The sequence below is a fragment of the Streptosporangium sp. H13245 genome, assembly GCF_055690525.1.
Genome location: NZ_JBSZKT010000023.1, coordinates 20,405 through 44,446, shown reverse-complemented (window position 1 = coordinate 44,446; position 24,042 = coordinate 20,405). Strand labels below are relative to the sequence as shown.

The following is a 24,042-nucleotide window of genomic DNA, read 5'->3' as shown; positions in this document are numbered from 1 at the left end:
TTCCGGACCGGCCGGAAGGACAAACCGGACAGGCACCGGTGAAGCCCTGTCGGCGCCACCGGATCCGGTGGCGCCGACAGGGCGTGACGGGGGCTCAACGTCCGGTGGCGGGTCCCTCCCACTCCTCGGCGAGCAGCTCGTAGGAGCGGACCCGGTCGGCGTGGTCGTGGGTCATGGTGGTGACGAGCAGCTCGTCGGCGCCGGTGACGTCGCGCAGCACGCGCAGCCTCTCCGCGACGGTCTCCGGGGAGCCGACGAACTGGGTGGCCAGCCGGTCGGCGACCAGCTCACGGTCCTCCTCCGTCCACTCGTGCGCCGCGGCCTCGGCCGGTGTCGGGAACGGCATCGCCCCGGCGCCGGTGCGGATGCTGCGGACCCAGAGCCCGTACGGGGAGGCGAGCTCCCTGGCCGTCTCGTCGTCCTCCGCCACGACGACGTCGGCCGAGACGACGAGGTAGGGCTCGGCGAGGACCTCCGAGGGCTTGAACGCCTCCCGGTACGCCTCCGCGGCGTCCAGCACCCCGGACGGGCTGACGTGGTAGTTCGCCGCGAACGGCAGTCCACGCTCCCCCGCCACCTGCGCGCTCTGCCCGCCGCTGCTGCCCAGGATCCACAGTGCCAGGTCCGCGCCCTCGCCCGGCGTGGCGTGCGCGGCCACCCCCTCGGGGGAACGGTAGGTCCCGGCCAGCAGCGCCACGATGTCGTCGACTTGGTCGGCGAAGTCGGGGCTCTCCGCGCCCGGCTGCTGCAGCAGCGCGCCGTACAGGGAGAACAGCGGTGACTTCGCCAGCGTGGCGAAGGAGAAGGCCTCCGGGATGAGCAGCCCGTCCACGACCCTGGCGGGCCTCGGCGGGGGCGGGGCCTTCTTGGCCAGCTCCGCGAACTCGGCCTTGCGCTGGCCCGACCGGCCCAGGCCGAGGTCGATGCGGCCCGGGTAGAGCGCGTCGACGAGGCCGAACTGCTCGACCACCGACAGCGCGGTCTGGTGGCCGACCTGGACGGCCCCCGAGCCGACCCTGATCGTGCTGGTCGCGGCGGCCACCAGGGCGATGAGCACGGCGGGGGCGGCGCTGGCGACGCCGGGCGCGAGGTGGTGCTCGGCCACCCAGTAGCGGCGGTAGCCGAACTCCTCGGCCCGCCGGGCCAGGTCCAGGGTGTTGCGCAGCGCGTCGCCGGGGGTGCCGCCGGAGGGGATGGGGGCCAGGTCGAGGATCGACAGGGAGGTCATGCCCGTCCCCCGTCCCGCGCGTCCCCGCGCTGTGAACTGTCGCGCGGTGAGTTCTCCCGCTGTGGACTCTCGCGCTGTGTAGTCTCCGGGCCCGGGGCCCCTGGTTCGGCGTCCTCGTGCCGGGGGAACGGCCTGCTGGGGATCTCCGCGCGCAGCACGGGGGCGATGTCGCTCTGGAAGAGTTCCAGGGCCGTCCGGTGCTGCTTGTCGGTGAGGCCGTCCGCGTCGGCGTGCAGGTGCATGACCTCGTGCCCGAGCCGCCCGTGGTAGCGGTGGACCTTGTCGATGATCTGCTGCGGGCTGCCGACCAGGATGGAGCTGCGCTCGATCGCGTCCTCCAGGGTGTGGAAGACCGGGGTCACCCCGACCTTCTTGAACAGCTCCAGCCGGGCGTTGAAGATCGGCCGGTAGGTCTCGATCGCGTCCTGGGAGTTCCTGGTCGCGTAGTAACCGGCGGTGCCCGCGCCCACCAGGGCGTCGGCGGGGTCGTGGCCGTGGAACTCCCAGCGTTCCCGGTAGTGGCGGACCAGTTCCTCGTACGGCTCGACGGGGTTGCTGACGTTGGCGGAGAAGAGCGGGTCGCCGTACAGGGCGGCGAGTTCGACCGACTCCTCGCTGGTGGCGCTGCCGTGCCAGACGCGGATGGGCCTCTGCAGCGGGCGGGGCCAGGTCTCCGCGTCGGTCAGGGACGGCCTGAACTTCCCCGACCAGGTCACCCTGTCCTCCCGCCACAGGCGGCGGAACAGCTCGTAGCCCTCCCGGTTGCGGTCCCACTGGTCCTCGCCGGTCACGTGGAACAGCTGGGCCTGCGCGGCGCCGTTGCCCTTGCCGATGATGAGCTCCAGGCGCCCCCCGGAGAGGTGGTCGAGGGTGGCGTAGTCCTCGTAGGCGCGTACGGGGTCCAGCAGGCTCAGCGTGGTGACCGCGGTGAACAGCCTGATCGCCGACGTCCTGGCCGCGATGTGGCTGAGCACGACCGGCGGGGACGAGGAGATGAACGGGCGCTCGTGCCGCTCCCCGACGCCGAAGCCGTCGAAGCCGAGCTCCTCGGCGAGGACGGCGTTCTCGACGACCTCGCGCAGGCGCGCGTTGGTCGACTTGAGCTCGCCGGTGATGGGGTCGGGGCCATGGACGATCAGGGTGATGGCCAGAAATTTCATCGTTCGTTCTCCAGCCCCAGGTGACCCCGCAGCGTGGTGGTCTCGTACTCGGCGCGGAAGACACCGCGCTCCTGCAGCAGCGGCACGACCCTGTCGACGAAGTCGTCCAGGCCGCCGGGGGTGAGGTGCGGCACCAGGATGAAGCCGTCGGAGGCGTCGCCCTGCACGAACTCGTTGATCTCCTCGGCGACGCGCGAGGGCGAGCCGATGAAGGACTGCCTGCCGGTCACCTCGATGATCAGGTCGCGGATGCCGAGCTTCTTGGACTCGGCCAGGGCCCGCCACTCCGCCGCCGTCGCGAGCGGGTCGCGGTACATCCGGGTCCGGCCCTTGATGATCGAGTCGTCCGAGACGTCGGGGTCGATCTCGGGCAGCGGGCCCTCGGGGTCGTAGGCCGACAGGTCGCGGTTCCACAGCTGCTCCAGCAGCAGGATCGCGGTCTGCGGGCTGACCTGCTGGCGGCGGATGTGGTCGGCGTTCTCCTGGGCCTCGGCGTCGGTGTCGCCGAGCGCGAACGTGACGCCGGGCAGGATCTTCAGGGAGTCGGGGGACCGGCCGTGCGCGGCCAGCCTCGACTTGATGTCGCGGTAGAAGACCTGCCCCTCCTGGAGCCTGCTGTGCCGGGAGAAGATGGCGTCGGCGGTGGCCGCCGCGAAGGCCCGGCCCCCCTCGGAGTCTCCGGCCTGGATGGTGAGCGGGCGGCCCTGCGGGCTGCGCGGCACGGTGAAGTGGCCGCCGATGTCGAACTGGGTGCCCCGGTGCGCGAACTCCCCCGCCTCCGGCCTGGCGAACGTGCCCGCGCCCGGGTCCGCGACGAGGTCCTCGGCGGCCCACGAGTCCCAGAGCTCGTTGACGGTCCGCACGAACTCCTCGGCCCGCTCGTAACGTAGCGCGTGCTCCAGGAAGCCGCCCCGGCGGAAGTTCTCCCCGGTGAACGCGTCGGAGGAGGTGACGACGTTCCACCCGGCCCGGCCGCCGGACAGGTGGTCGAGGGTGGCGAGCTTGCGGGCGAGCTCGTACGGCTCGTTGAAGGTGGCGTTGATCGTCCCGGCCAGCCCCAGGTGGTCGGTGACCGCGGCGAGGCCGGAGAGCACGGTGAGCGAGTCGGGGCGGCCGACCACGTCGAGGTCGTGGATCCTGCCGCGCTGCTCACGCAGCCGCTGCCCGTCCGCGAGGAAGAAGAAGTCGAACCTCCCCCGCTCGGCGGTCCGCGCCAGATGGGCGAAGGAGGCGAAGTCGATCTGGCTGCCCGAGGCGGGATCGCTCCAGACCGTGTGGTTGTTCACGCCCGGGAAGTGGGCGGCGAGGATGACCTGCTTCATCGTCGGCTCCCTGCGTAGCGGCTGGCGGGTCGGGGCAGGCGGAGGTGGCCGCGCAGCGTGTCGGCCTCGTACGCGCGGCGGAAGGCGCCGCGTGCCCGCAGCTCGGGCACCAGGCCGCGCGTGATCGCGTTCAGGTCGGTCGGCAGCACGGCGGGCCGGAGCCTGAAGCCCTCCAGACCGGCCGCGCGCCACTCCAGGAGCAGGTCGGCCAGCTCGCCGGGCGTGCCCGTGAAGATCGCGGCGTCGGAGGTGTACGCGGCGCCGTCGAGCTCGTCGAGCCGGGCCCTGCGCTCGCGGGCGCCGTCCCCGTCCTCTCCCAGGAACACGACGAGGTCCGCGAAGACCTTCAGCGCTCCGGCCTCCGGGGCGCGCACCTCGCCCTCGATCTCGCGCACCTCGCCCACGATGGCCCGTACCCGCTCGGTGTCGTGCGGCGTGACGTAGACGACGTCGGCACCACGCGCGGCGAACTCGTACGGCAGCCGGGAGTGTGCCAGCGCGGTGACCAGCGGCTGCCCCTGGGGCGGCCGCGGCACGATGGAGGGGCCCTTGACGGTGAAGTGCTCGCCCTCGAAGTCGACGTAGTGGAGCCTGTCGCGGTCGACGAACCGGCCGGTGGCCACGTCGCGGATGACCGCGTCGTCCTCCCAGCTGTCCCAGAGCCGCCGCACCGCCTCGACGGCGTCGGCGGCGTCGCCGAACAGCTCCCGGACCAGGGGGGACCCGTCGATGTCGCCGAGGTCCTCCGGCCTCAGCTCGGGGACCTCCCTGCGGCCGAAGTGGGCGGCCTCGGTGTGGCGCCCGGAGATCTGGGCGCGCCATCCGGCCCGCCCGGAGCTGACGTAGTCGAGGGTGGCGACGGAGCTGGCGACGTGGAAGGGCTCGGTGTGCGTGGTGGTGACCGTGGGCACCAGCCCGACCCTGCTCGTCAGCGGGGCGATCCTGGAGGCCACGAGGACGGCGTCGAGGCGCCCGCGCACCTGGTCGGTGCGGCCGTCGTGGCCGTCCAGGCGCGTGGTCTGCAGGGCGAGGGAGTCCTCGATGGTGACGAAGTCGAGGAGGCCGTGCTCGGCCTCGGCCGCCAGGGCGGCCCAGTAGGCGGCGGTGAACAGGGCTTTCGGGGAGGCGGCGGGGTCACGCCAGGCCGCGGGATGCCATCCGGCGCCGTCGAGCGCGACGGCGAGATGCAAGGGAACTGCCGACATATGACGACAATAACACCAAAACCCTTAATCTCTACATGTTTAGTTGGTTATATCGCGAGAGTTTGCCCGCCGGGCCGGGGAGGGGCGGGGAGGGGCGGGCGTCCGGAAGGTTCGGGAAGTCCCGGGAGCCCGGGAAGTCCAGGAAGCCTGGGAAGTCCGGGGAGCCCGGGAAGGGCGTCTTCCTGACGTCGGCGCCGGGATCTGATAGGCATTCGTCCCGTGACGCGTTTTCTGGTAGCCCTCGCAACAGTTCTTCCGCTTATCGCGGCCACCACTCCGGCCTCGGCCGCCGCCCCCGGCAAGCCGAACGTCCCGGCGGGAGTGACAGCCGGGTACGTGGTCTTCGACCGGCAGGCGGCGAAGGTGACCGAGTACCGCAACGCGCACCGGAGGTTCCGGTCGGCGTCGGTGGTGAAGATCCTCATCGCGATCGACTACCTGGAGTCGCGCAAGAGCGTTCCCAAGGGGGATCTGACGCTGCTCAAGGCCATGCTGCGGGTCAGCGACGACGGCGCCGCGACGTCCTTCTGGACCCGGGGCGGCCAGGGAAGGATCATCCAGCGGATGGCGCGCAGGCTGCGGCTCACCGACACCGCTCCCCCACCGGCCGACAAGCCGGGCTTCTGGGGATACACCTCGCTCAGCGCGATGGACGTCGTCAGGACCTACCGCTATCTGCTCGACCAGGCCGACCCCGGGGTCAGCGGCCTGATCCTGGGTCACCTGCGCAGGTCGGGGCAGTGCGGCTCCGACGGCTTCGACCAGTACTTCGGCATCCCCCGCGCGGTGCGCGGCCCGTGGGCGGTCAAGCAGGGCTGGTCGGGGTACGGCTCCACGCCCCCGGTCCGCTGCCGCCCCACGACCTCCCCCGCCTCCACCACTCCTTCGGCCTCCACCGCGCCCGCGACCGGTGGAGACGTCCCGCTCGTCGCTCGCCCCGCGTCCGCCGCCGACGCCACGCTCACCGCGCAGGTCGTGCCCGTCCAGGCCGGGCCGGTGCCCGATCTGGGACGTCCGGTTCTGCACACCACCGGGCTCGTCGGCCCCAAGGAGCGCTGGATCATGGTCCTGCTGACCGCCCATCCCGCGGGGACCACCTGGCAGCGCTCCACCGCCCAGACGACGAAACTGGCCAGGGAGGTCCATCTCAGCGGGACCTCCTGATCACCGGCTCTCCGAGATGGGCGGCCGCGAGCCTCTTGGGCGCGACCATCCGCCACGCCTCCTCGACGAGCTCGCGCATCTCGTCCCCGTCGATCGTCGCGAGCCACACCCGTACCCAGTTGTAGCGCTCGTCGGAGGGCCGGGGCATGTGGAACCTCTCCGGCTCGGCCGCGACCAGCGCGGCCCGTTCCTCCTTGGGGAAGGCGAAGCCCATCGAGGTCTCGTCCGGCGAGATCGCGACGTAGACGATCCGGCCCACCCGGAACGTCACCCGGTCCCTGACGATCCTCTCCTCGGTCCTGGGCAGCGCCATGGCGACACGGCGTACGTCGTCAGCCGTGATCATCGCGCCGACCCGTCGAGGGAGGCGATGACGCGGCGCAGGGTGTGCTGCAGGTCGAGGACCTCGGCGGGGGCGAGACCGGCCGCCTCGAAGATCTGGGCGGGGACGTCGCACGCGCGCTCCCCCAGCTGGACGCCCTTGGACGTGAGCCGTACCAGCACGGACCGCTCGTCGTCGGCACTGCGCTCGCGGCGTACCAGGCTCGCGGCCTCCAGCCGCTTCAGCAGCGGGGACAGGGTGCCCGAGTCGAGCCGCAGCCTGACGCCGAGCTCCTTGACCGTCACCGGCTCCCGCTCCCAGAGCACCATCATGACCAGATACTGCGGGTAGGTCAGGCCCAGCTCGGCCAGCACCCTGCGATAGACGGCGTCCAGCGCGCGGGACGCCGCGTGCACGTCGAAGCAGACCAGATTCTCGACGGAGATCTTCACGTCGCGATTATACCGAGCTTGACTGTTATCAACTAAATTGTGCACAATTAAGTTGTCCAAAACCGAGAGGGGATCCCGATGAGTACGCTCTACACCGCCATCGCCACCGCCAACGGCAGGGAAGGACGGGCGGTCTCGTCCGACAAGCGCCTCGACGTGGCCCTCACGCCGCCGAAGGAGATGGGCGGCTCCGGCGAGGGCACCAATCCCGAGCAGCTATTCGCGGCCGGATACGCCGCCTGCTTCGCCAGCGCGCTCCAGCTGGTCGGCCGGAAGCGGAAGGCCGACGTCTCCGAGGCCTCGGTGACCGCCGAGGTGAGCCTCGCCCCCGAGGGCAAGGGCTTCGCGCTCGCCGTGACGCTGCGCGTCGAGCTGCCCGACGAGCTGCACGGGGAGGCGGGGACCGCCCTCGTGGAGGCCGCCCACCAGGTCTGCCCCTACTCCAACGCCACCCGGGGCAACATCCCGGTCAACCTGGTGATCGAGTAGTCAGGGGACTCCGGGAAACGTGGTCAGGGAAGGGGCCTGCGACCGGCGAAGCCGAGCTCGTCTCGGTGGTACCACACCAGCTCGCGGTCCCCTTCGAGCCAGCACAGCCGCACCCGTACCCCTCCGAGCGTCGAGGGGAAGTCGACCAGCAGGGGCGCGACGCCCTTGACCTCGATGCCCCGCTCCTCGAACCAGCCGAGGATCTCCTCCAGCCTGGCCTCGTAGGCCTTCGCCTCCGCCAGCCCCCCGGCCTCGGAGGTCCCGGTGCTGCGGAGTTCGTACGCGAGCTCGGCCAGCTCCCCCCGCATCTCCACGAACGCGGCGGCCCGCTCCAGCAGCACGGGCATGAGCGCCCGCGCCTCCTCGACGGTGAAGATCCTGTCCACCCCTGCACGCTAGCGTGTCCCCGCCCGGAACGCGGCGAGCACAGGAATGACGTCAGCAAATGCTGACAAAAGCGAGCCTGTCAGCTTATGCTGACAGCATGGGATCGCTGAACGAGTTCGCCGACGCCGTCGACGGCAAGGATCCGGTGGTGGCGCTGGCGGCCGTGGCGGCGCTGCGCAGGCTCCTGGAGGAGCTTGAGGCCGCGCACGTCATCGAGGCCAGGAACCGGGGCTCCTCCTGGGAGGTCATCGCCGCGGCGCTCGGCGTCAGGCGGCAGACGGCACACCGCAAGCACGCACACCGGACCACCGAGGGCGGGAGCTGACGATGTTCGCGAGATTCACCCCCGAAGCCCGGCGGACCACGGTCCGCGCCGGACTGCTGGCGCTCGACCACGGCCGCACCGGGCTCGACGAGGACATGTTCCTGCTCGCCCTGGCCGGGTCGTGGCCGGTGGCGGGCCTCGCGGTCACCCCGGAGGCGGTCGGCGCGGAGATCCGGAGCCGCGAGGCCGCGAGGGGCCGGGCGGGCGACCGCGAGCTGCTCGCCGCCATCGGCGTCGACCTGGACGAGATCAGGCGGCGCCTCCCGGCCCGGCGCGAGGACCCCCTGGCGTGGCGGCTGACCCGCTCCCGGCTCCGCCCGCTGAACGTGACGCTCAGCGGCCCGGCCGGTGACCTGCTCCTCACAGCCAGGGCGAGGAAGGTCGTCGAGGTCGCCCTGCACACCTCGGGCAGCGGCTCCGGGGTGACCGGCGAGGATCTGCTCAAGGGCCTGCTGGCCGACGGCTCGAACGCCTCGGTCTCCATCCTGCACGCCCTCGGCGCCGACATCCGCGGCCTCGCCGCGAGCATCGGCTTCCTGCGCGAATCAGCCTGAGAACACGAACTCACCTGAGAACGCGGACCAGCCTGTCGGACACGGACGCGGTCTCGGTCTCGGCCTGAGGACGCGGGTCGGCCTCACGGCGCGGACCGGCCCGCGAGCAGGAACGGGCGGGGTCAGTCCTCGATGCCGTAGAAGCGCGCGGCGGTGCCGCCGAGAACCGCGTCCCTTCCGGCCCCGTCGAGACCCGACAGCAGCACCCCGGTCTCCGCCCAGACCTTGGCGTAGTCGCCCGCGAGGACGGCCACGGGCCAGTCGCTGCCGAACATCAGCCGCTCGGGGCCGAACACCTCAAGCGCGTGGCCGACGTAGGGGCGGAGGTCCTCTGCGGTCCAGGTCTCGGGGTCGGCGGCGGTGTTGAGGCCGGACACCTTGCCGTACACGTTGGGGTGCTCGGCGGCGCGGGCGATCAGCGACGCCCACGGCTCCCAGCCCTTCTCCCTGATCGGCGGCTTGGCCAGGTGGTCGATGACGAGCCGCAGCCCGGGGACGCGCTCGGCGAGGAACGGCACGTGCTCCAGGTGCCTGGGCAGCACCGCGACCACGTCGAACGGCAACCCCGCCGCGGCGAGCAGGCCCAGGCTCTCGACCACCGTGTCCTGGACGACCCAGTCGGGGTCGGGGTCGTCGTGGATGAGATGCCTGACCCCGGCGAACCTCGGATGCCTGCCGTAGCGCTCCAGCGCCTCGGCCGCCTCGTCGGGCCGGTTCAGCGGCACCCATCCCACCACGGCGGCGACGAAGTCGTGGGCGTCGGCCTGCGCCAGCATCGCGTCGGTGTCGGCGTAGGTGTCGGCGGCCTGGACCAGCACGGTCCGCTCCACACCGGCGGCGGCGAGCTGTGGGATGAGCTCCTCGGGGGCGAAGGTGCGGTAGAGCGGTCCCGCCTCCGGCGTGAGCCAGGAGTAGGAGCCCGTCTCCAGGTTCCAGAAGTGCTGGTGGGCATCGATGACGGCCATCCACCGCTCCCCTTCGATTCCTCGATCAATCGTCTGAGCCTGCACAAACTAGGGCGCCGCGACAGGGGTGTCAACGCCACCGGCCCGCGGGAACCGGCCGGTGAACCGGTGGCCGTACGGGCCGCGGGTCCGCTCCCGGCCGAGAGGGGGCGACCGCTCACAGGCCCGCCGTGGACGCTCTCCCGCTGGTAGCGGGTGAGTGCGCCCCCGCGCGTACGAACCGGTGGCGGGCGCTCTGCCCACCACCGGTTCGCCATCCCGGTTACGCCGGGGACAGGGCCGGGTCGTCCGACCGCGCGGCGGGCGGCGGGGGCGGCGGGGTGTCGTCGCCGTCGTTGTCGTCGTCCCCGTCCTCGTCGAGGAGGGTCGTCTCGTCGAACGGCGCCCTGCCCGCCAGGACCTCGACCGCGCGGTCCCGGTCGAACTCGCCGGTCCAGGTGCCGACCAGGACGGTGGCGACCGCGTTGCCCGCGAAGTTGGTCAGCGCGCGCGCCTCGGACATGAAGCGGTCGATGCCGACGATGAGGCCGACGCCGTCGACCAGGTCGGGGCGGTGGGACTGCAGGCCGCCCGCGAGGGTGGCCAGGCCCGCGCCGGTGACCCCGGCGGCGCCCTTGGACGCGATCATCATGAAGACCAGCAGGGAGAGCTGCTCGCCGAAGGAGAGCGGGGCGCCCGTGGCACTCGCGATGAACAGCGTGGCCATGGTGAGGTAGATGGCGGTGCCGTCAAGGTTGAAGGAGTAGCCGGTCGGCACGGTGATGCCGACGACCGGCTTGCTCACGCCGAGGTGCTCCATCTTGGCGATCAGGCGGGGCAGGGCCGACTCCGACGACGAGGTCGACAGGATCAGCAGGAATTCCCGGCCGAGATAGCGGAGCAGCGAGAACAGGCCGACCCGCGCCACCACCCAGAGCATCGGGCCGAGGATGACGAACACGAAGAGCAGGCAGGTCAGGTAGAAGGCGAGCATGATGACGCCGAGGCTCCTGAGCGCGTCCACGCCGGTGGCCCCGACGACTGCGGCTATCGCGCCGAAGGCGCCGACCGGGGCGGCCCACATGATCATGGCGAGGATCCGGAAGACGAGCCGCTGGATGTGCGTGATGCCGTTCAGGATGGGCTTGGCGCGCCCGCCCATCGCCTGCAGGGCGAACCCGGTGAACAGCGCGACGAGGAGGGTCTGCAGCACCTGGCCCTCGGTGAACGCCGAGACCAGGGTGGTGGGGATGATCCCGAGCAGGAACGTGACCGTGTCGCTCTCGCCGCCCTTGGCCGCCTCCGCCTCGGCGGCCTTGCGCAGCTCGTCGGTGAGCTGGAGGCCCTGCCCGGGGTCGATCAGGTTGCCCACGAGCAGGCCGATGCCCAGCGCGACGGTCGACATGACGAGGAAGTAGCCGAGCGCGAGGCCGCCGACCCGGCCGACCTTGGCGGCCTTGGTGACCGATCCGACGCCGAGCACGATGGTGCAGAAGATGATCGGGCTGATCATCATCTTGATCAGGGCGACAAAGGCGGTACCGAGCGGCTTCAGCGCCAGGCCGACGTCGGGGGCCGCGAAGCCGACCGCGATACCGGCGATCACGGCGATGATGACGGCTATGTACAGGTAATGTGTTTTGTCTCGGGCCGCGCTCATGCGTGCTCCACGCGCTAGAAGAAAAATCCGGTCGAGTGACTATGCTCCGGCCCTGTGATCTAAGTCACCATTGCGTACATTTCGTTCGTGAACTTGCGGAAACTTCCCAGACGTATCCGCGACTGGAGCCTCGCCAGGCAGATGCTGGTGCTCCAGATCGTCGTCGTCGGCGTCACCGTGACCGGTGGCGCCCTGCTGGCGTTCCTGCAGATGCGTGACCTGCTCGTCGAGGAGGCCGTCGGCACCGCCAGGGCGGTGACCGTCAGCGTGGCCGACTCCCCCTCCGTCCTCGCCTCGCTGGGCGACTCCGCCACCCTGCAGCCGTACGCGGAACGGGTGCGGCGGGAGACCGGGGTCGACTTCGTCACGATCATGAGCCTCGACGGCGTGCGCTACACGCATCCCAACCCGGCCCAGATCGGCCACCGGTTCCTCGGCAACACCGCGCCCGCCCTGGCGGGGCAGATCTTCACCGAGACCTACACCGGCACGCTCGGCCCCTCGGTCCGCGCCGTCGCCCCGGTCCGCGACGCCCGCGGCGAGGTGAAGGCCCTGGTCAGCGCGGGCATCACGATCAGCAAGATCAGTGTCAGGCTCCGCGGGCAGATCACCGGCGCCGTGCTGATCGGCCTGCTCGGCCTGTCCGTCGGCGGGGTGGGCACCTACCTGGTCGGGGCCAGGCTGCGCCGCCAGACACACGGGATGGGCCCCACCGAGCTGAGCCGGATGTACGAGTACCACGACGCGATCCTGCACGCCGTGCGGGAGGGGCTGCTGCTCGTCGACAACGCGGGTACGGTGACGCTCTGCAACGACGGCGCCAGGGAACTCCTGGGCCTGTCGGGCGAGGTGAACGGCAGGCACGTCGGCCTGCTTGGCCTTCCCTCCTCGCTGAGCGAGCGGCTCTCGGCCGGGGAGAACCGTACCGACGAGATCCACATGACCGGGGAGCGGACGCTGGTGGTGAACGTGGCGGTGGTGCGCTCAGGCAGCCGCTCGCTCGGCACCGTGGTCACCCTTCGCGACCACACGGAGCTGCAGTCCCTGACCGGGCAGCTCAACGCCGAGCGCGGCTTCGCCGACTCCCTGCGGGCCGCCGCGCACGAGTCGGCCAACCGGCTGCACACGGTCATCACCCTCGTCGAGCTGGGCCGTACCGAGCAGGCGGTGGCGTTCGCGACCGAGGAGATCAAGGCCGCGCAGCAGCTCACCGACCGGGTGGTGGGCGCCGTCCGCGAACCCGTGCTCGCCGCGCTGCTGCTGGGCAAGAGCGCCGAGGCCGGGGAGCGGGGGTGGGAGCTGGCGATCACCCCGGACAGCGAGCTCGACGACCTCGGCCTGGACACCCGCGACCTGGTGACGATCGTCGGCAACCTGATCGACAACGCGGCGGACGCGGCCATGTCGGGCACCCGGCCCGCGCGGGTGGAGGTGCGGCTGCGCGCCGACGAGACGACCTTCATGATCAGCGTGACCGACAGCGGCGACGGGCTCGACCCGGCGACGGCGGACGATGCCTTCCGACGGGGATGGACCACCAAGGGCGACGGCCGCGGCCTCGGCCTGGCCATGGTCGGCCAGGCGGTCCGCCGCATGGGCGGGACGGTCGAGGTCGGCGGGGAGAGCGAGCCGGGCCAGGTCGCCGGGAGGAACCGGATCGCGGAGACCGCCCACGCGGGCGCGGGACGGACGAGAGAGAGCGAGACGGGCGCGGTGTTCACCGTACGGCTGCCGCTGCGGGGGAAGGGCGCCTCATGATCTCGGTACTGGTCGTCGAGGACGAGGAGATCACCGCCGAGGCGAACCGGGTCTTCGTGGAGCGGGTGCCCGGCTTCCGGGTGGAGGGGGTGGTCAGGTCCGGCGGCGACGCGCTGCGCTTCCTGCGTCGGCATCCCGTCGACCTGATCCTGCTCGACCTCTACCTGCCGGACATGCACGGGCTGGAGGTGTGCCGGGCGCTGCGGGCGGCGGGCGTGATGTCGGACGTCATCGCGGTCACCTCCGCGCGGGACCTGTCGGTGGTCAGGTCGGCGGTCTCCGTCGGCGTGGCCCAGTACCTGCTCAAGCCGTTCACCTTCGCCTCGCTGAACGAGAAGCTCACCCGCTACGCCGAGTTCCGGTCGTCGGTGGAGGGCGTACGGGAGGCGAGCGGCCAGGGCGAGGTGGACCGCGCGCTGGCGGCACTGCGGGGCCCGGCGCAGAGCCTCCTGCCGAAGGGGATGACGCAGGCCACCCTCGACGCCGTACTGGCGGAGCTGCGCGGGACCCCCGGCGGCATGTCGGCGCAGACCGCCGGGGCGGCGATCGGCGTCTCCCGGGTGACCGCCCGCCGCTACCTGGAACATCTGACGGAGAGCGGGATCACCCGCCGGGTGCCCCAGTACGGTGGACTCGGACGGCCCGAGCTGTTCTACCGGATCATTTGAGGCTCCGTCGGGGCACGGTGGCCTCGGAACTGGTAGGAAAAAGGCAGCCCGCCCTGCCACCCGCGGGCAAAGGAGCACAGTATGGCCTTTTTCACGGTCTCATCGAGCCTGCTCGGGACGGGGTTCGTCGTCCGGGCGCTCGGCGAGCTCGACTATCGGCACTCCCCCGCTCTGCGCGCGGAGATGGACAAGGCGTGGGCCGCCGACGCGCCCTCCGTCGTCGTGGCCGACGTCACGGGCCTCACCTTCTGCGACTCCACCGGGGTCGCGGAGCTGATCCTGGCGCTCCGGCAGAGCCGCACCCTGGGCGTCCGGCTCGCCCTCGTCGGCGTGCACGGCACCCTGGAGCGGATCCTCACCATCACCGGCCTGCGCACCTCCTTCGAGGTCTTCGGCTCCGTCGAGGAGGCGCTGCAGGAGGCTTGATCAGCTGTTGCCCTGGTCCATCGGCACGCGGGGCGCGTCGATGATGACGTCCGAGAAGATGTCGACCACCAGGGCGATCACGCCGCCGACCGCGACGATCCCGGCGCCCACCCAGAAGAACAACCAGTTGGGGCCGAGGCACAGGGCGACGCCCCCCACGGTGAACCCCAGCAGGATGACGATCACCGCGAGCCAAGACTTGGGGCTTCCCCCGTGACTTCCGGCCATGAGCCTTTCCTCTCCCTGTCCTCTGATTCTCCGCGAATCAGTGATGCGCGCCGTCCGCCGCGGCGATCACCTGTGTCAGCGACCGGTGGAGCTCCTGGAGCTCCTCCAGGTTCATACCCAGGCGCTTGACGATCGCCGGCGGCACCTTCTCCGCCTCGTCCCGCAGCCCGCGGCCCTCCGGGGTGAGCGAGACGGCCAGGACACGCTGGTCCTGGCTGTCACGCCGCCTCCGGACGTAGCCGACGGCCTCAAGACGCTTCAGCAGCGGGGACAGCGTACCGGGGTCGAGTCTCAGTAGCTTGCTCAGCTCCTTGACCGACAGCGGTGCCCGCTCCCAGAGGGCGAGCATGACCAGATACTGGGGGTGGGTGAGCCCCATCGGCTCCAGCAGGGGCCGGTAGAGCCCGATGACGTTGCGCGAGGCGATCGCCAGGGCGAAACACACCTGGCGTTCCAGGCTCAGGGGATCGGCCATGTCACTCACGCGCGCCTCCAACCGACATAGTACGATAATTAGTACACAAACTATTATCGCCCCAATCATCGGCGAGCAAAGGATCCCCATGTTTCACAGCAGGCCGATCGAGGAGCGGATCGCCGAGCGGCAGGCCAAGCGCCCCACCCTCAAGGAGGGCCGGCACTTCGAGCACGGCCCGGCGAAGTTCGTCTTCGTCTTCGTGATCGTCTTCGTGGTCGTGGGCCACCTGGCCGGTCTGCTGCTGATGATGGCCCTGGGCATGCACTGACCTGCGCTGATACGCACTGACTCGTACGTCGGCGGGGCTCGCGGCACGCGTCCGTTTCGCCCCTTCCTCTCAGGGCCGAAGCGGGGGGCCTGCACGCCGGAAGGGTCCAGATGAGAGGATGATGATCCTGTTGGTCGGGGTTGGACCGCCCGATAGATCAGGAGGTCTGTAATGTCTGACGTCACGCCGGAGCCCGAAGGTTCCGAAAGTTCCGACGACGAGCTGAAGCGCAAGTTCCGCGAGGCCCTGGAGCGCAAGAAGCTCGCCCAGGCGGACGCGAGCGCCGGGGGCAAGGGGAAGAACTCCTCGAAGATCCACGGTGCTCACGGCCCGGCTGCGGCCAAGCGCTCCTTCCGCCGTAAGAGCGGCGGCTGAGCCGTCTCCGCACCAGAAGTTCCGGGCAGGGCTCCCGCCCGTCCGGACCTCGGCCGCCCTGCTGGCACCCGCCAGCGGGCGGCGCGCCTCCTCCGCGCCGCTTCCTCTCCCTCCACGCCGCTTCCGTGCCCTCCCGTGGACGGCACCCGGGCCCTGCAATAGGCTGTACGCGTGCGTGATCTTGGCGAGGACCCCCGACCGGCCCGAGGCGCGGTCAGCGAGGTCTACCGCGTCGACCGAACCGCGACCCTGAGTTACTCCCCCGACCTCGACGGGCTCGCCGACCCCGGCGAGATCGTCTGGGCCTGGGTCCCCTACGAGGAGGACCCCGACCGGGGCAAGGACCGGCCGCTGCTGGTCGTCGGCCGCCACGGGCGCAAGCTGCTCGCGCTGATGCTGTCCAGCCGGGCCGGTGGCGGCGACCCCGGCGACTGGCTGGAGATCGGCCCCGGCCAGTGGGACCGGGAGAACCGGGTCTCCTACCTGCGCCTGGACCGGGTCTTCGCCCTCGGCGAGGGGGACATCCGGCGCGAGGGCTCCGTCCTCGACGGCGCGCGCTTCGCCCGTGTGGCCGCCGTCCTCAAGCGCACCCATGGCTGGGCCGCCGACGGCTGAGCCGTACCATCCGAGGCGTCCGGATGGGCGGCCCGGCCGGGGCACCGGGCGTGAATCCGGTGGAAAACGGCGGTGCGAGTCACCATCCTGGTGTCCCATGGACGACAGACGGCTCGTTCGAGTCTCCAAATATCTCTCCAGGCACCTCAGGCACCAGCCCGAGCGCATCGGCCTGGTGCTGGGCCCGCAGGGCTGGGCGGACATCGACGTCCTGCTGGCCGCCGCCGCGCGGCACGGCTTCGCGATCACCCGTGACGAGCTCGCGCGGGTGGTCGCGGGCAACGACAAGCGGCGCTTCACCGTCGAGGGCGGCCGGATCCGCGCCAACCAGGGTCACACGGTCGACGTCGACCTGGGCCTCCCCCCGGTCGAGCCGCCCGAGATCCTGTTCCACGGGACGGTGAACGCGTACGTGGGCGCCATCCGTGAGGAGGGTCTGCGGCCGATGGACCGGCACGCCGTGCACCTGTCCCCCGACAGGGAGACCGCGACCCGCGTGGGCGCGCGCCGGGGCAGGCCGGTCGTGCTGGTCGTCCGCTCGGGGGAGATGCACCGGGCGGGTCACGAGTTCCGGGTCAGCGCCAACGGCGTCTGGCTGGCCGCCCACGTGCCGCCCGCCCACATCTCGTTCCCCGGCTGAGGGAATCCCCCAGCGGGGAGCGCGCCGAAGAACCCCTCCGCGCGGGGAGAACCCGCGATCCCCCGCGCCCGGAGTCACAGGAATTCCAACGCATTCCAAAGTCCGGGCCAACCGAGGCCCCGCTCCCACCCGGACCCTCACCCCCCAGGCAGGCACCTGGGGTTTTTTCATGTTCGGGCCGGTTTGATGGGAAGTCAACCCATTGACCTTCCAACACATTCGGGTGTAAATAAAGCTGAAACAACACTGAAACGGTGGTGAATCAACAGCATGTACGCCGAGGAGCGGCAGCAGGAGATTCTGCGGCGGGCCCGGACCGTCGGACGGGTGGACGTGGTGACACTGGCGGAGGAGTTCGCCGTCACCACGGAGACCATCCGCCGCGATCTGACCGCGCTGGAGCGCTCCGGGATGCTGCGGCGCGTGCACGGCGGCGCGATCCCGGTCGAGCGGCTCGGGTTCGAACCCGAGCTGGCCGCCCGCGACGAGGTGCTGATCCCGGAGAAGGAGCGCATCGCCAAGGCGGCGCTCGCCGAGCTCCCCGAGGACGGCGCGATCATCATCGACGCCGGGTCGACGACCGGCAGGCTGGTGCAGGCGCTCCCGGTCGACCGGGAGCTGACCGTGATCGTGAACTCCCCGCCGCTGGCGACGGCGATGGCCACCCGTCTCAACCTGACGGTGATCATGCTGGGCGGGCGGGTGCGCGGGCGGACCCTGGCCACCGTCGACGACTGGGCGCTGCGCCCCCTCGCCGACCTGCACGTGGACGTGGCGTTCATGGCGGCCAACGGGTGCTCGGTGGCCAAGGGACTGACGACCCCCGACCCGGCCGAGGCCGCCATCAAGCGGGCGATGATCGGCGCGGCGCAGCGGTGCGTGCTGCTCGCCGACCACACCAAGTTCGCCAACACCTACCTGGCGCGCTTCGCCTCGATCCAGGAGATCGACGTGGTGATCAGTGACACCGGGCTCGACACCGGCGTCGCGGCCGAGATGGCCGCCGCCGGGCCGGAGGTGGTCCGGGCGTGATCCCCTCCTCCCCCCGGGCCTGCACGGCCGCCCCCCTGCCCTCCGACCCCAGCCGGAACCGTACGAGCGAGGCGATTCCGGCCCCCGGCCCCCGCCGGGACCGTACGAGCGAGGCCCCGGCATGATCGTCACCCTCACCCTCAACCCCAGCCTGGACCGTACGATCGAGGTCGGGGCGCTGACCCGCGGGGCCGTCATCCGCGCCGCCGCCACCCACCTCGACCCCGGCGGCAAGGGCGTCAACGTCTCGCGGGCGCTGCTGGCCAACCGGGTCCGCTCGTGCGCGGTCGTCCCCTTCGGCGGCGACGAGGGACGGCGGCTGGTGAGCCTGCTCTCCGCCGAGGGCATCGAGATGATCACTGTTCCGGTCGCCGGGACCACCCGGTCCAACGTCGCGCTCGCCGAGCCCGACGGCACGGTCACCAAGATCAACGAGCCGGGTACGGCCCTGTCCCCGGCCGAGCTCGACACCATCGCCGAGGCCGTGCTCGGCGCGGCCAGCTCCGCGGACTGGGTGGTCGCCTCGGGCAGCCTCCCGCCGGAGGTGCCCGCCGACGTCTACGCCCGCCTGTGCGAGCGGTTCAGCGAGGCGGGCATCAACGTCGCGGTCGACACCAGCGGCCCCGCGCTCGTCGCGGCGCTCGCCGAGGCCCCGGCCCTGATCAAGCCCAACCGGGAGGAGCTGGGCGAGGCCACGGGGATCGACATCTCGTCCCTGGGCGACGCCATCGAGGCCGCGGAGAAGCTGCGGGCGCGAGGCGCGGGCACCGTCCTGGCCAGCCTGGGCGCCGACGGCGCGATCCTCCTGCAGGACGACCGGATCTGGCACGGCCAGTGCCCGGTGGCCGAGCCGCGCAGCACCGTCGGCGCCGGGGACGCCATGCTCGCCGGGTTCCTCGCGGGCGGGGCGCGCGGCGAGAGCGCGCTGGTCGAGGCGCTGGCCTGGGCGACCGCCGCGGTCGGGCTGCCGGGAAGCCGGATGCCCTCCCCCCACCACATCCACCGTGACGACGTGCGCGTCACCGGAGCCGATCCCACCCTGCCGCTGCGGTCCGGGGGCTGACAGCGACGGAGATCCACCCCCAGGCCCGGCCCAGCCGGTCCGCCCCGGAAGGAGCAGAATCACATGAGCGAGTACACCCCGACTGTCACAGGGACCGGGGCGAGAGCGCACATCCAGCGTTTCGGCGGGTATCTCGCCGGGATGATCATGCCGAACATCGGCGCGTTCATCGCCTGGGGCCTGATCACCGCTCTGTTCATCCCCACCGGCTGGCTTCCCAACGCGGAGTTCGCCGTCCTGGTCGACCCGATCGTCAAGGTGCTGCTGCCCGTCCTGATCGGCTACACCGGCGGGCGGATGGTCCACGGCCAGCGCGGTGCCGTGGTCGGCGCGGTCGCCACCATGGGCGTCGTCGCCGGCGCGGAGAGCCCGATGTTCCTCGGCGCGATGATCATAGGGCCGCTCACCGCGTACCTCCTGAAGCTGTTCGACGGGCTCGTCGCCGACCGCGTCAAGTCCGGCTTCGAGATGCTGGTGGACAACTTCAGCGCCGGTATCATCGGCGGCGCGATGGCCCTGGTGGGACTCAAGGCCATCGGCCCCATCGTCGCCGCGATCACCGACGTCGCGAGCGACGCGGTCGCCTGGCTGATCGGCAACAATCTGCTGCCGCTCGCCTCGGTCGTGATCGAGCCCGCCAAGGTGCTGTTCCTCAACAACGCCATCAACCACGGCGTGATGGGCCCGCTGGGCGTGGCGCAGGCGGCCGAGGCGGGCAAGTCGATCCTGTTCATGCTGGAGTCGAACCCCGGCCCCGGCCTCGGCCTGCTCCTGGCCTTCATGTTCTTCGGCCCCCGCGCGCTGCGTCCCAGCACCCCCGCCGCGATCATCATCCAGTTCTTCGGCGGCATCCACGAGATCTACTTCCCGTACGTGCTCATGAAGCCCCGGCTGATCCTCGCGGTCATCGCCGGTGGCGCCACGGGCGTCCTGGTCTTCCTCGTGACCGGGGCCGGGCTGGTGGCCACGCCGTCGCCCGGCAGCATCTTCGCCTTCCTCGCGGTGACGCCCAGGGGCGGATGGCTCGGCACCCTCGCCGGTGTCCTCGCCGCGACCGTCGTCTCCTTCGCCGTCGCGTCGGCGCTCCTCGGCTTCGGCAGGGGTAAGGACGAGAGCGAGGAGATTCCCGAGGAGACCGCCGAGGAGTCGCCGAGCACACCCACCGTCAAGGAGGCCTGACCGATGCCCAGCATTGAGAGCAAGGACATCCACAAGATCGTCGTCGCCTGCGACGCGGGCATGGGCAGCAGCGTCATGCTCGCCAGCCAGCTCCGCAAGCAGCTGAAGGCCCACAACGTCCAGGTGGAGCACACCCCGGTCAACTCGATCCCCGCCGACGCCGACGTGGTGGTCTGCCACGCCGGGCTGGCGAACCGGGCCAAGGCCGGGGCCCCGGACAAGGTGCTGATCTCGTTCCAGGTCTTCATCGGGGACCCCGCGGTGACCAAGCTGGTCAGCACGATCAAGAACGGCGGCACCGTCGATGCCTGAGACGGCGGCCCTGCCGCTGGACCCGCGCGCCATCCTGCTGGCGGCCTCGGCCACCGACCGCGACGACGCGATCCGGCAGTGCGGGGAGGCCCTGCTCGCCGTCGGCGCGGTGGAGAGCCCCTACATCGACACCATGCTCGAACGGGAGCGCTCGATCTCCACCTACGTCGGCGAGGGGGTCGCCATCCCGCACGGCACCCTGGCCGCCAAGGACGCCGTCCGGCACGACGCCATCAGCGTCGTGCGCTTTCCCGACGGCGTCGACTGGGACGGCGACCGGGTGACGGTGTGCATCGGCATCGCCGCCAAGGGCGACGGCCACGTACGGCTGCTCGCCGAACTCGCCCAGATCCTGATGGATCCCGACCAGGCCAGGACCCTTCGCGAGGCGACGGAGGTCGCCGAGGTGGTCCGGCTGCTGCAACCAAACGAAGAGGACGAAACATAGTGAAGGTCGCCCGTTTCTACGCCCCTGGCGACATCCGCGTCGAGGAGGCGCCGGAACCCGTCACCGGGCCAGGCGAGATCAAGATACGCGTGCGCAACTGTTCGACCTGCGGCACCGACGCCAAGATCCTCAAGCACGGCCACCACCACATCAAGCCGCCCAGGGTCATGGGGCACGAGATCGCCGGTGAGGTGGTCGAGGCCGTCGACGCGGGCGAGTGGACGCCGGGCGACCGGGTGCAGGTGATCGCCGCGATCCCCTGCGGGACGTGCCAGGAGTGCCGCCGGGGCCGGATGACCGTCTGCCCGAACCAGGAGTCGATGGGCTACCACTACGACGGCGGCTTCGCCGAGTACATGATCATCCCGGCGAAGGTCCTCGCGGTCGACGGCGTCAACCGCGTCCCGGACGGGATCGGCTTCGCCGAGGCGTCGGTGGCCGAGCCGCTGGCCTGCGTGCTCAACGGCCAGGAGCTGGCCCGCGTGGGCGAGGGCGACGACGTGGTGATCATGGGCTCGGGCCCGATCGGCTGCCTGCACGTACGGCTGGCGCGGGCTCGGGGCGCGGCGCGGGTCTTCCTCGTCGACATCAACGCCGGGCGGCTGGAGATGGCCGCCGGGCTGGTCCACCCGGACGCGGTCGTCCACGGCGAGGACGTCGTCGAGCAGGTGCTCAAGCTGACCGACGGCAGGGGGGCCGACGTCGTCATCACCGCCGCCGCCTCCGGCGCCGCCCAGGAGCAGGCGCTGCGGATGGCGGCCCGTCAGGGACGGATCAGCTTCTTCGGCGGACTGCCCAAGGACAACCCGATCATCCAGTGCGACTCCAACCTGGTCCACTACCGGGAGCTGACCATCGTCGGCGCCAACGGGTCCAGCCCGGCGCACAACGCACGGGCCCTGCGGCTGATCGCCGACGGCTCGGTACCGGTCGCCGACCTGATCACGCACCGGTTGCCGCTCTCGGAGGTCCTGGAGGGCATCGACATCGTCAGCAGGGGCGAGGCCATCAAGGTGACCATCGAACCCTGACCCGTCCCCTCCCGCCGGACCAGGCGGGAGGGCCCGTACGGGTCCTGTGCGGATGCCCGTATGCGCCCCGCCAAGCTCGCCCCCCACTCGCAGAACGCGCAGAAGGAGAACCGGAGATGCCGGAGAGGACAGTGGTCGTCGCCTCAAGCACGGGCCTTCACGCCCGGCCCGCGAAGATCTTCGTGCAGGCCGCGGCCAAGCAGGGGATGCCGGTCCGCATCCGCGTCGGGGACGGCAAGCCCGTACCGGCCAACAGCATGCTCGCCGTGCTGGCGCTGGGTGCCACGCACGGCACGGAGGTCACGATCGAGGCGGAGGGGCCGGGGGCCGACGAGGCGCTCGACACCCTCGCCGAACTGCTCGCCCGCGACCTCGACGCCGAAGAGACCTCCCGTGGCTGAGACGCTCGCCGGCCTGGGCGTGAGCTCGGGCCGGGCCGCCGGACGGGTCTGCCGGATGGCGGGCCCGCCCGAGCTGCCCGGCCCCTCCCCCGTCACCGACGCCGACGCCGAGCTCAGCCGGGCGATGGACGCGCTGCGCGCCACGGTCTCCGAGCTGGCGGCACGGGCGGAGCGGGCGCCCGACGCCGACGCGAAGGCGATCCTGGAGGCGCAGTCCTTCATCGCCGACGACCCCAGCCTGCACGAGTCCGTGGAGACGAGCGTCAGGTCGGGCAAGGGCGCGGCGCACGCCATCGACGAGGCCTGTGCCCACCACCGGCGCGCGCTGCTGGCGGCGGGCGGCTACTTCGCCGAGCGTGCCGCGGACCTCGACGACATCCGCAACCGGGCCGTGGCGGCGGTGCTGGGCCTGCCCGTCCCCGGGATACCCGACCCCGGTCACCCGTTCGTCCTGGTCGCCGGGGACCTCTCCCCCGCCGACACGGTGAACCTGGACCCCGGGTCCGTGCTCGCCCTCGTCACCGAGAAGGGCGGCCCGACCAGCCACACGGCCATCCTGGCCCGCGCCCGCGGCCTGCCCGCCGTGGTCGCCTGCCGGGGGGCGGGCGACATCGGCGAGGGGACGTGGGTGTCGGTCGACGGCCTGCGGGGCGAGGTGGAGGTCGGCATCGGCGAGGGGGCCGCCGCCGAGATCCAGCGCCGGGCCGAGGCCGACCGCCGCCGTACGGGCACCGTCAGGGGCCCCGGCCGGACCTCCGACGGCCACCCGGTCAAGCTGCTGCTCAACATCGGCTCGGCGGCCGACCTCACCGCGTCTCCCGGCCGCGTTCCCCCGGCCGAGGACGCCGAGGGGGTGGGACTGTTCCGTACGGAGTTCCTCTTCCTGGACCGGCGCGAGGAGCCCGGCTACGAGGAGCAGGTCGCCGCCTACGCCGCGGTCTTCCGCGCCGCCCCCGGCGGGCACGTCGTGGTCCGCACCCTCGACGCGGGCACGGACAAGCCGCTGCCCTTCCTCGGGCTGGCCGAGGAGACCAACCCGGCGCTGGGCGTACGGGGGCTGCGGGTCTCCCGGGTCAGGCCCGAGGTGCTCGACACCCAGCTCGACGCCATCGCCGAGGCGGCCCGCGCGACCGGGGCCGAGCCGTGGGTGATGGCGCCCATGGTGACGACGGTGGGCGAGGCCGCCGACTTCGCCGGACGGGCCCGCGCCCGGGGGATCGCGCACGTCGGGGCGATGGTGGAGGTCCCCGCCGCCGCGCTGCGCGCCGGGCGCCTGCTCAAGGAGCTCGACTTCCTGAGCATCGGCACCAACGACCTGAGCCAGTACACCTTCGCCTCCGACCGGCAGCACGGGGAACTCGCCGACCTGCTCGACCCCTGGCAGGCCGCGCTGCTCCAGCTGATCGCCGACTGCGGGGCGGCCGGGCGGGCGGCGGGCAAACCCGTCGGCGTGTGCGGCGAGGCGGCGGCCGACCCGCTTCTGGCGACCGTCCTGGTCGGGCTGGGCGTCACGAGCCTGTCGATGTCCGCGCCCGGCATCCCCGCGGTACGGGAGAGCCTCGCCGCCCACTCCCTGGAGAGGTGCCGCGACAACGCCCGGCTCGCCCTGGCCGCCGACGATCCGGGAGAGGCCAGAAAGATGATCGTCCCGGACCGGTGACCACTCCTGGCCGGGCCGGAACCCCCTCTCCGGCCCGGCCGCCTCCCCCTCGTCCTTTATTCCTGAGCCCCCGCGATGTCCGTTTGGCGCCCGCTTGACGCTCGCTCCAATCCGTCTGGGTCCGTCCGGATCCGTTCCGTGGCCGCTCGATGTCCGCTCGGATCCCCTTGGCGCGCATCGGTGAAATCACCGGTCTTTCCGGGGGTGCCGGTATACCGGTGCAGGCCAGCGGAGGCCGGTGGAGAACC

30 protein-coding genes are annotated in these 24,042 nt (G+C 71.7%); 19 read left to right on the top strand and 11 right to left on the bottom strand.

The genetic code is table 11. The annotated features are described in order from the left end of the window. Positions 1-94 precede the first annotated feature (94 nt). From ACW9TB_RS26515 to ACW9TB_RS26500, 4 genes are read right to left on the bottom strand one after another with little or no spacing between them, the layout of a single operon-like run. Positions 95-1,228: an MsnO8 family LLM class oxidoreductase gene (locus tag ACW9TB_RS26515; RefSeq protein ID WP_472750770.1), complete on the bottom strand. Its 1,134-nt coding sequence runs from the start codon at positions 1,226-1,228 to the stop codon at positions 95-97. After that, positions 1,225-2,388: an LLM class flavin-dependent oxidoreductase gene (locus ACW9TB_RS26510; protein WP_472750769.1), complete on the bottom strand. Its 1,164-nt coding sequence runs from the start codon at positions 2,386-2,388 to the stop codon at positions 1,225-1,227. Before ACW9TB_RS26510 ends, ACW9TB_RS26515 begins: the two co-directional genes overlap by 4 nt. Continuing rightward, positions 2,385-3,710: an NtaA/DmoA family FMN-dependent monooxygenase gene (locus ACW9TB_RS26505; protein WP_472750768.1), complete on the bottom strand. Its 1,326-nt coding sequence runs from the start codon at positions 3,708-3,710 to the stop codon at positions 2,385-2,387. Before ACW9TB_RS26505 ends, ACW9TB_RS26510 begins: the two co-directional genes overlap by 4 nt. Continuing rightward, entirely contained in the window at positions 3,707-4,915 is a 1,209-nt protein-coding gene (locus ACW9TB_RS26500) for an LLM class flavin-dependent oxidoreductase (RefSeq protein ID WP_472750767.1), read from the bottom strand. The genes ACW9TB_RS26505 and ACW9TB_RS26500 overlap by 4 nt, the downstream gene beginning before the upstream one ends. 219 nt (positions 4,916-5,134) lie before the next feature. Between ACW9TB_RS26500 and ACW9TB_RS26495 the strand changes: the two genes are divergently transcribed. Next, positions 5,135-6,079: a serine hydrolase gene (locus ACW9TB_RS26495; RefSeq protein ID WP_472750766.1), complete on the top strand. Its 945-nt coding sequence runs from the start codon at positions 5,135-5,137 to the stop codon at positions 6,077-6,079. Here the strand turns inward: ACW9TB_RS26495 and ACW9TB_RS26490 are convergent. Both ACW9TB_RS26490 and ACW9TB_RS26485 read right to left on the bottom strand, forming a co-directional pair. After that, on the bottom strand, positions 6,063-6,425 hold the full coding sequence (locus ACW9TB_RS26490; RefSeq protein WP_472750765.1) for an MmcQ/YjbR family DNA-binding protein: 363 nt from the start codon (positions 6,423-6,425) through the stop codon (positions 6,063-6,065). The two genes, ACW9TB_RS26495 and ACW9TB_RS26490, sit on opposite strands and share 17 nt — an antisense overlap. Continuing rightward, on the bottom strand, positions 6,422-6,847 hold the full coding sequence (locus ACW9TB_RS26485) for a MarR family winged helix-turn-helix transcriptional regulator (RefSeq protein WP_472750835.1): 426 nt from the start codon (positions 6,845-6,847) through the stop codon (positions 6,422-6,424). Before ACW9TB_RS26485 ends, ACW9TB_RS26490 begins: the two co-directional genes overlap by 4 nt. Positions 6,848-6,931: 84 nt before the next feature. On the opposite strand from ACW9TB_RS26485, the gene ACW9TB_RS26480 reads away from it, so the two are divergent. Then, positions 6,932-7,342 carry an organic hydroperoxide resistance protein gene (locus ACW9TB_RS26480; protein ID WP_472750764.1) on the top strand — a complete coding sequence of 137 codons (411 nt, stop codon included), beginning with the start codon at positions 6,932-6,934 and terminating at the stop codon, positions 7,340-7,342. A gap of 23 nt (positions 7,343-7,365) precedes the next feature. Here the strand turns inward: ACW9TB_RS26480 and ACW9TB_RS26475 are convergent, their stop codons facing one another. Continuing rightward, on the bottom strand, positions 7,366-7,728 hold the full coding sequence (locus ACW9TB_RS26475; RefSeq protein WP_472750763.1) for a DUF2203 family protein: 363 nt from the start codon (positions 7,726-7,728) through the stop codon (positions 7,366-7,368). A 98-nt stretch (positions 7,729-7,826) separates the two neighbouring features. On the opposite strand from ACW9TB_RS26475, the gene ACW9TB_RS26470 reads away from it, so the two are divergent. Then, positions 7,827-8,054: an RNA polymerase subunit sigma-70 gene (locus tag ACW9TB_RS26470; RefSeq protein ID WP_472750762.1), complete on the top strand. Its 228-nt coding sequence runs from the start codon at positions 7,827-7,829 to the stop codon at positions 8,052-8,054. A 2-nt stretch (positions 8,055-8,056) separates the two neighbouring features. Next, a complete protein-coding gene (locus ACW9TB_RS26465; RefSeq protein WP_472750761.1) occupies positions 8,057-8,608 on the top strand; it encodes a hypothetical protein in 552 nt (183 codons plus the stop codon). 122 nt (positions 8,609-8,730) lie between these two features. Here the strand turns inward: ACW9TB_RS26465 and ACW9TB_RS26460 are convergent, their stop codons facing one another. Then, positions 8,731-9,573 carry an amidohydrolase family protein gene (locus ACW9TB_RS26460; RefSeq protein ID WP_472750760.1) on the bottom strand — a complete coding sequence of 281 codons (843 nt, stop codon included), beginning with the start codon at positions 9,571-9,573 and terminating at the stop codon, positions 8,731-8,733. Positions 9,574-9,835: 262 nt separating this feature from the next. After that, a complete protein-coding gene (locus tag ACW9TB_RS26455; RefSeq protein ID WP_472750759.1) occupies positions 9,836-11,212 on the bottom strand; it encodes a cation:dicarboxylate symporter family transporter in 1,377 nt (458 codons plus the stop codon). Positions 11,213-11,299: 87 nt separating this feature from the next. Here ACW9TB_RS26455 and ACW9TB_RS26450 point away from each other — a divergent pair, with 87 nt between their 5' ends. The 3 genes from ACW9TB_RS26450 (at position 11,300) to ACW9TB_RS26440 (ending at position 14,064) form a co-directional block, all read left to right on the top strand. After that, positions 11,300-12,970, top strand: a complete 1,671-nt coding sequence (locus tag ACW9TB_RS26450; protein WP_472750758.1) for an ATP-binding protein — start codon at positions 11,300-11,302, stop codon at positions 12,968-12,970. Then, positions 12,967-13,638, top strand: a complete 672-nt coding sequence (locus ACW9TB_RS26445; RefSeq protein ID WP_472750757.1) for a response regulator — start codon at positions 12,967-12,969, stop codon at positions 13,636-13,638. Before ACW9TB_RS26450 ends, ACW9TB_RS26445 begins: the two co-directional genes overlap by 4 nt. Positions 13,639-13,719: 81 nt before the next feature. Continuing rightward, positions 13,720-14,064 (top strand): anti-sigma factor antagonist, encoded by a 345-nt coding sequence (locus tag ACW9TB_RS26440; protein ID WP_472750756.1) that lies wholly within the window; start codon positions 13,720-13,722, stop codon positions 14,062-14,064. Here ACW9TB_RS26440 and ACW9TB_RS26435 read toward each other — a convergent pair whose 3' ends face one another. After that, positions 14,065-14,292 (bottom strand): HGxxPAAW family protein, encoded by a 228-nt coding sequence (locus ACW9TB_RS26435; protein ID WP_472750755.1) that lies wholly within the window; start codon positions 14,290-14,292, stop codon positions 14,065-14,067. Between the two features lie 37 nt (positions 14,293-14,329). Continuing rightward, positions 14,330-14,776, bottom strand: coding sequence for a MarR family winged helix-turn-helix transcriptional regulator (locus tag ACW9TB_RS26430; RefSeq protein WP_472750754.1), 447 nt, complete (start codon positions 14,774-14,776; stop codon positions 14,330-14,332). Between the two features lie 79 nt (positions 14,777-14,855). Between ACW9TB_RS26430 and ACW9TB_RS26425 the strand changes: the two genes are divergently transcribed. From ACW9TB_RS26425 to ptsP, 12 genes are all read left to right on the top strand, one after another. Further along, positions 14,856-15,038: a hypothetical protein gene (locus ACW9TB_RS26425; protein WP_350948368.1), complete on the top strand. Its 183-nt coding sequence runs from the start codon at positions 14,856-14,858 to the stop codon at positions 15,036-15,038. 171 nt (positions 15,039-15,209) lie between these two features. Continuing rightward, a complete protein-coding gene (locus ACW9TB_RS26420; protein ID WP_472750753.1) occupies positions 15,210-15,413 on the top strand; it encodes a DUF5302 domain-containing protein in 204 nt (67 codons plus the stop codon). A gap of 171 nt (positions 15,414-15,584) precedes the next feature. Further along, positions 15,585-16,028: a type II toxin-antitoxin system PemK/MazF family toxin gene (locus tag ACW9TB_RS26415; protein WP_329079478.1), complete on the top strand. Its 444-nt coding sequence runs from the start codon at positions 15,585-15,587 to the stop codon at positions 16,026-16,028. 97 nt (positions 16,029-16,125) lie between these two features. Next, complete coding sequence (locus ACW9TB_RS26410; RefSeq protein WP_472750752.1) at positions 16,126-16,668, top strand: RNA 2'-phosphotransferase; 543 nt, start codon at positions 16,126-16,128, stop codon at positions 16,666-16,668. Between the two features lie 270 nt (positions 16,669-16,938). Continuing rightward, a complete protein-coding gene (locus tag ACW9TB_RS26405; RefSeq protein WP_472750751.1) occupies positions 16,939-17,700 on the top strand; it encodes a DeoR/GlpR family DNA-binding transcription regulator in 762 nt (253 codons plus the stop codon). Positions 17,701-17,821: 121 nt separating this feature from the next. Beyond that, complete coding sequence (pfkB, locus tag ACW9TB_RS26400) at positions 17,822-18,763, top strand: 1-phosphofructokinase (protein WP_472750750.1); 942 nt, start codon at positions 17,822-17,824, stop codon at positions 18,761-18,763. Between the two features lie 63 nt (positions 18,764-18,826). After that, on the top strand, positions 18,827-19,942 hold the full coding sequence (gene mtlA, locus ACW9TB_RS26395; RefSeq protein WP_472750749.1) for a mannitol-specific PTS transporter subunit IIC: 1,116 nt from the start codon (positions 18,827-18,829) through the stop codon (positions 19,940-19,942). 3 nt (positions 19,943-19,945) lie between these two features. Continuing rightward, positions 19,946-20,254 carry a PTS lactose transporter subunit IIB gene (locus ACW9TB_RS26390; protein ID WP_472750748.1) on the top strand — a complete coding sequence of 103 codons (309 nt, stop codon included), beginning with the start codon at positions 19,946-19,948 and terminating at the stop codon, positions 20,252-20,254. Next, positions 20,247-20,702 (top strand): PTS mannitol transporter subunit IIA, encoded by a 456-nt coding sequence (locus ACW9TB_RS26385; RefSeq protein WP_472750747.1) that lies wholly within the window; start codon positions 20,247-20,249, stop codon positions 20,700-20,702. Before ACW9TB_RS26390 ends, ACW9TB_RS26385 begins: the two co-directional genes overlap by 8 nt. Then, complete coding sequence (locus tag ACW9TB_RS26380; RefSeq protein ID WP_472750746.1) at positions 20,702-21,733, top strand: zinc-dependent dehydrogenase; 1,032 nt, start codon at positions 20,702-20,704, stop codon at positions 21,731-21,733. The genes ACW9TB_RS26385 and ACW9TB_RS26380 overlap by 1 nt, the downstream gene beginning before the upstream one ends. A 116-nt stretch (positions 21,734-21,849) precedes the next feature. Then, positions 21,850-22,134: an HPr family phosphocarrier protein gene (locus tag ACW9TB_RS26375; RefSeq protein WP_472750745.1), complete on the top strand. Its 285-nt coding sequence runs from the start codon at positions 21,850-21,852 to the stop codon at positions 22,132-22,134. Next, a complete protein-coding gene (gene ptsP, locus ACW9TB_RS26370) occupies positions 22,127-23,794 on the top strand; it encodes a phosphoenolpyruvate--protein phosphotransferase (RefSeq protein WP_472750744.1) in 1,668 nt (555 codons plus the stop codon). Before ACW9TB_RS26375 ends, ptsP begins: the two co-directional genes overlap by 8 nt. Positions 23,795-24,042: the final 248 nt, after the last annotated feature.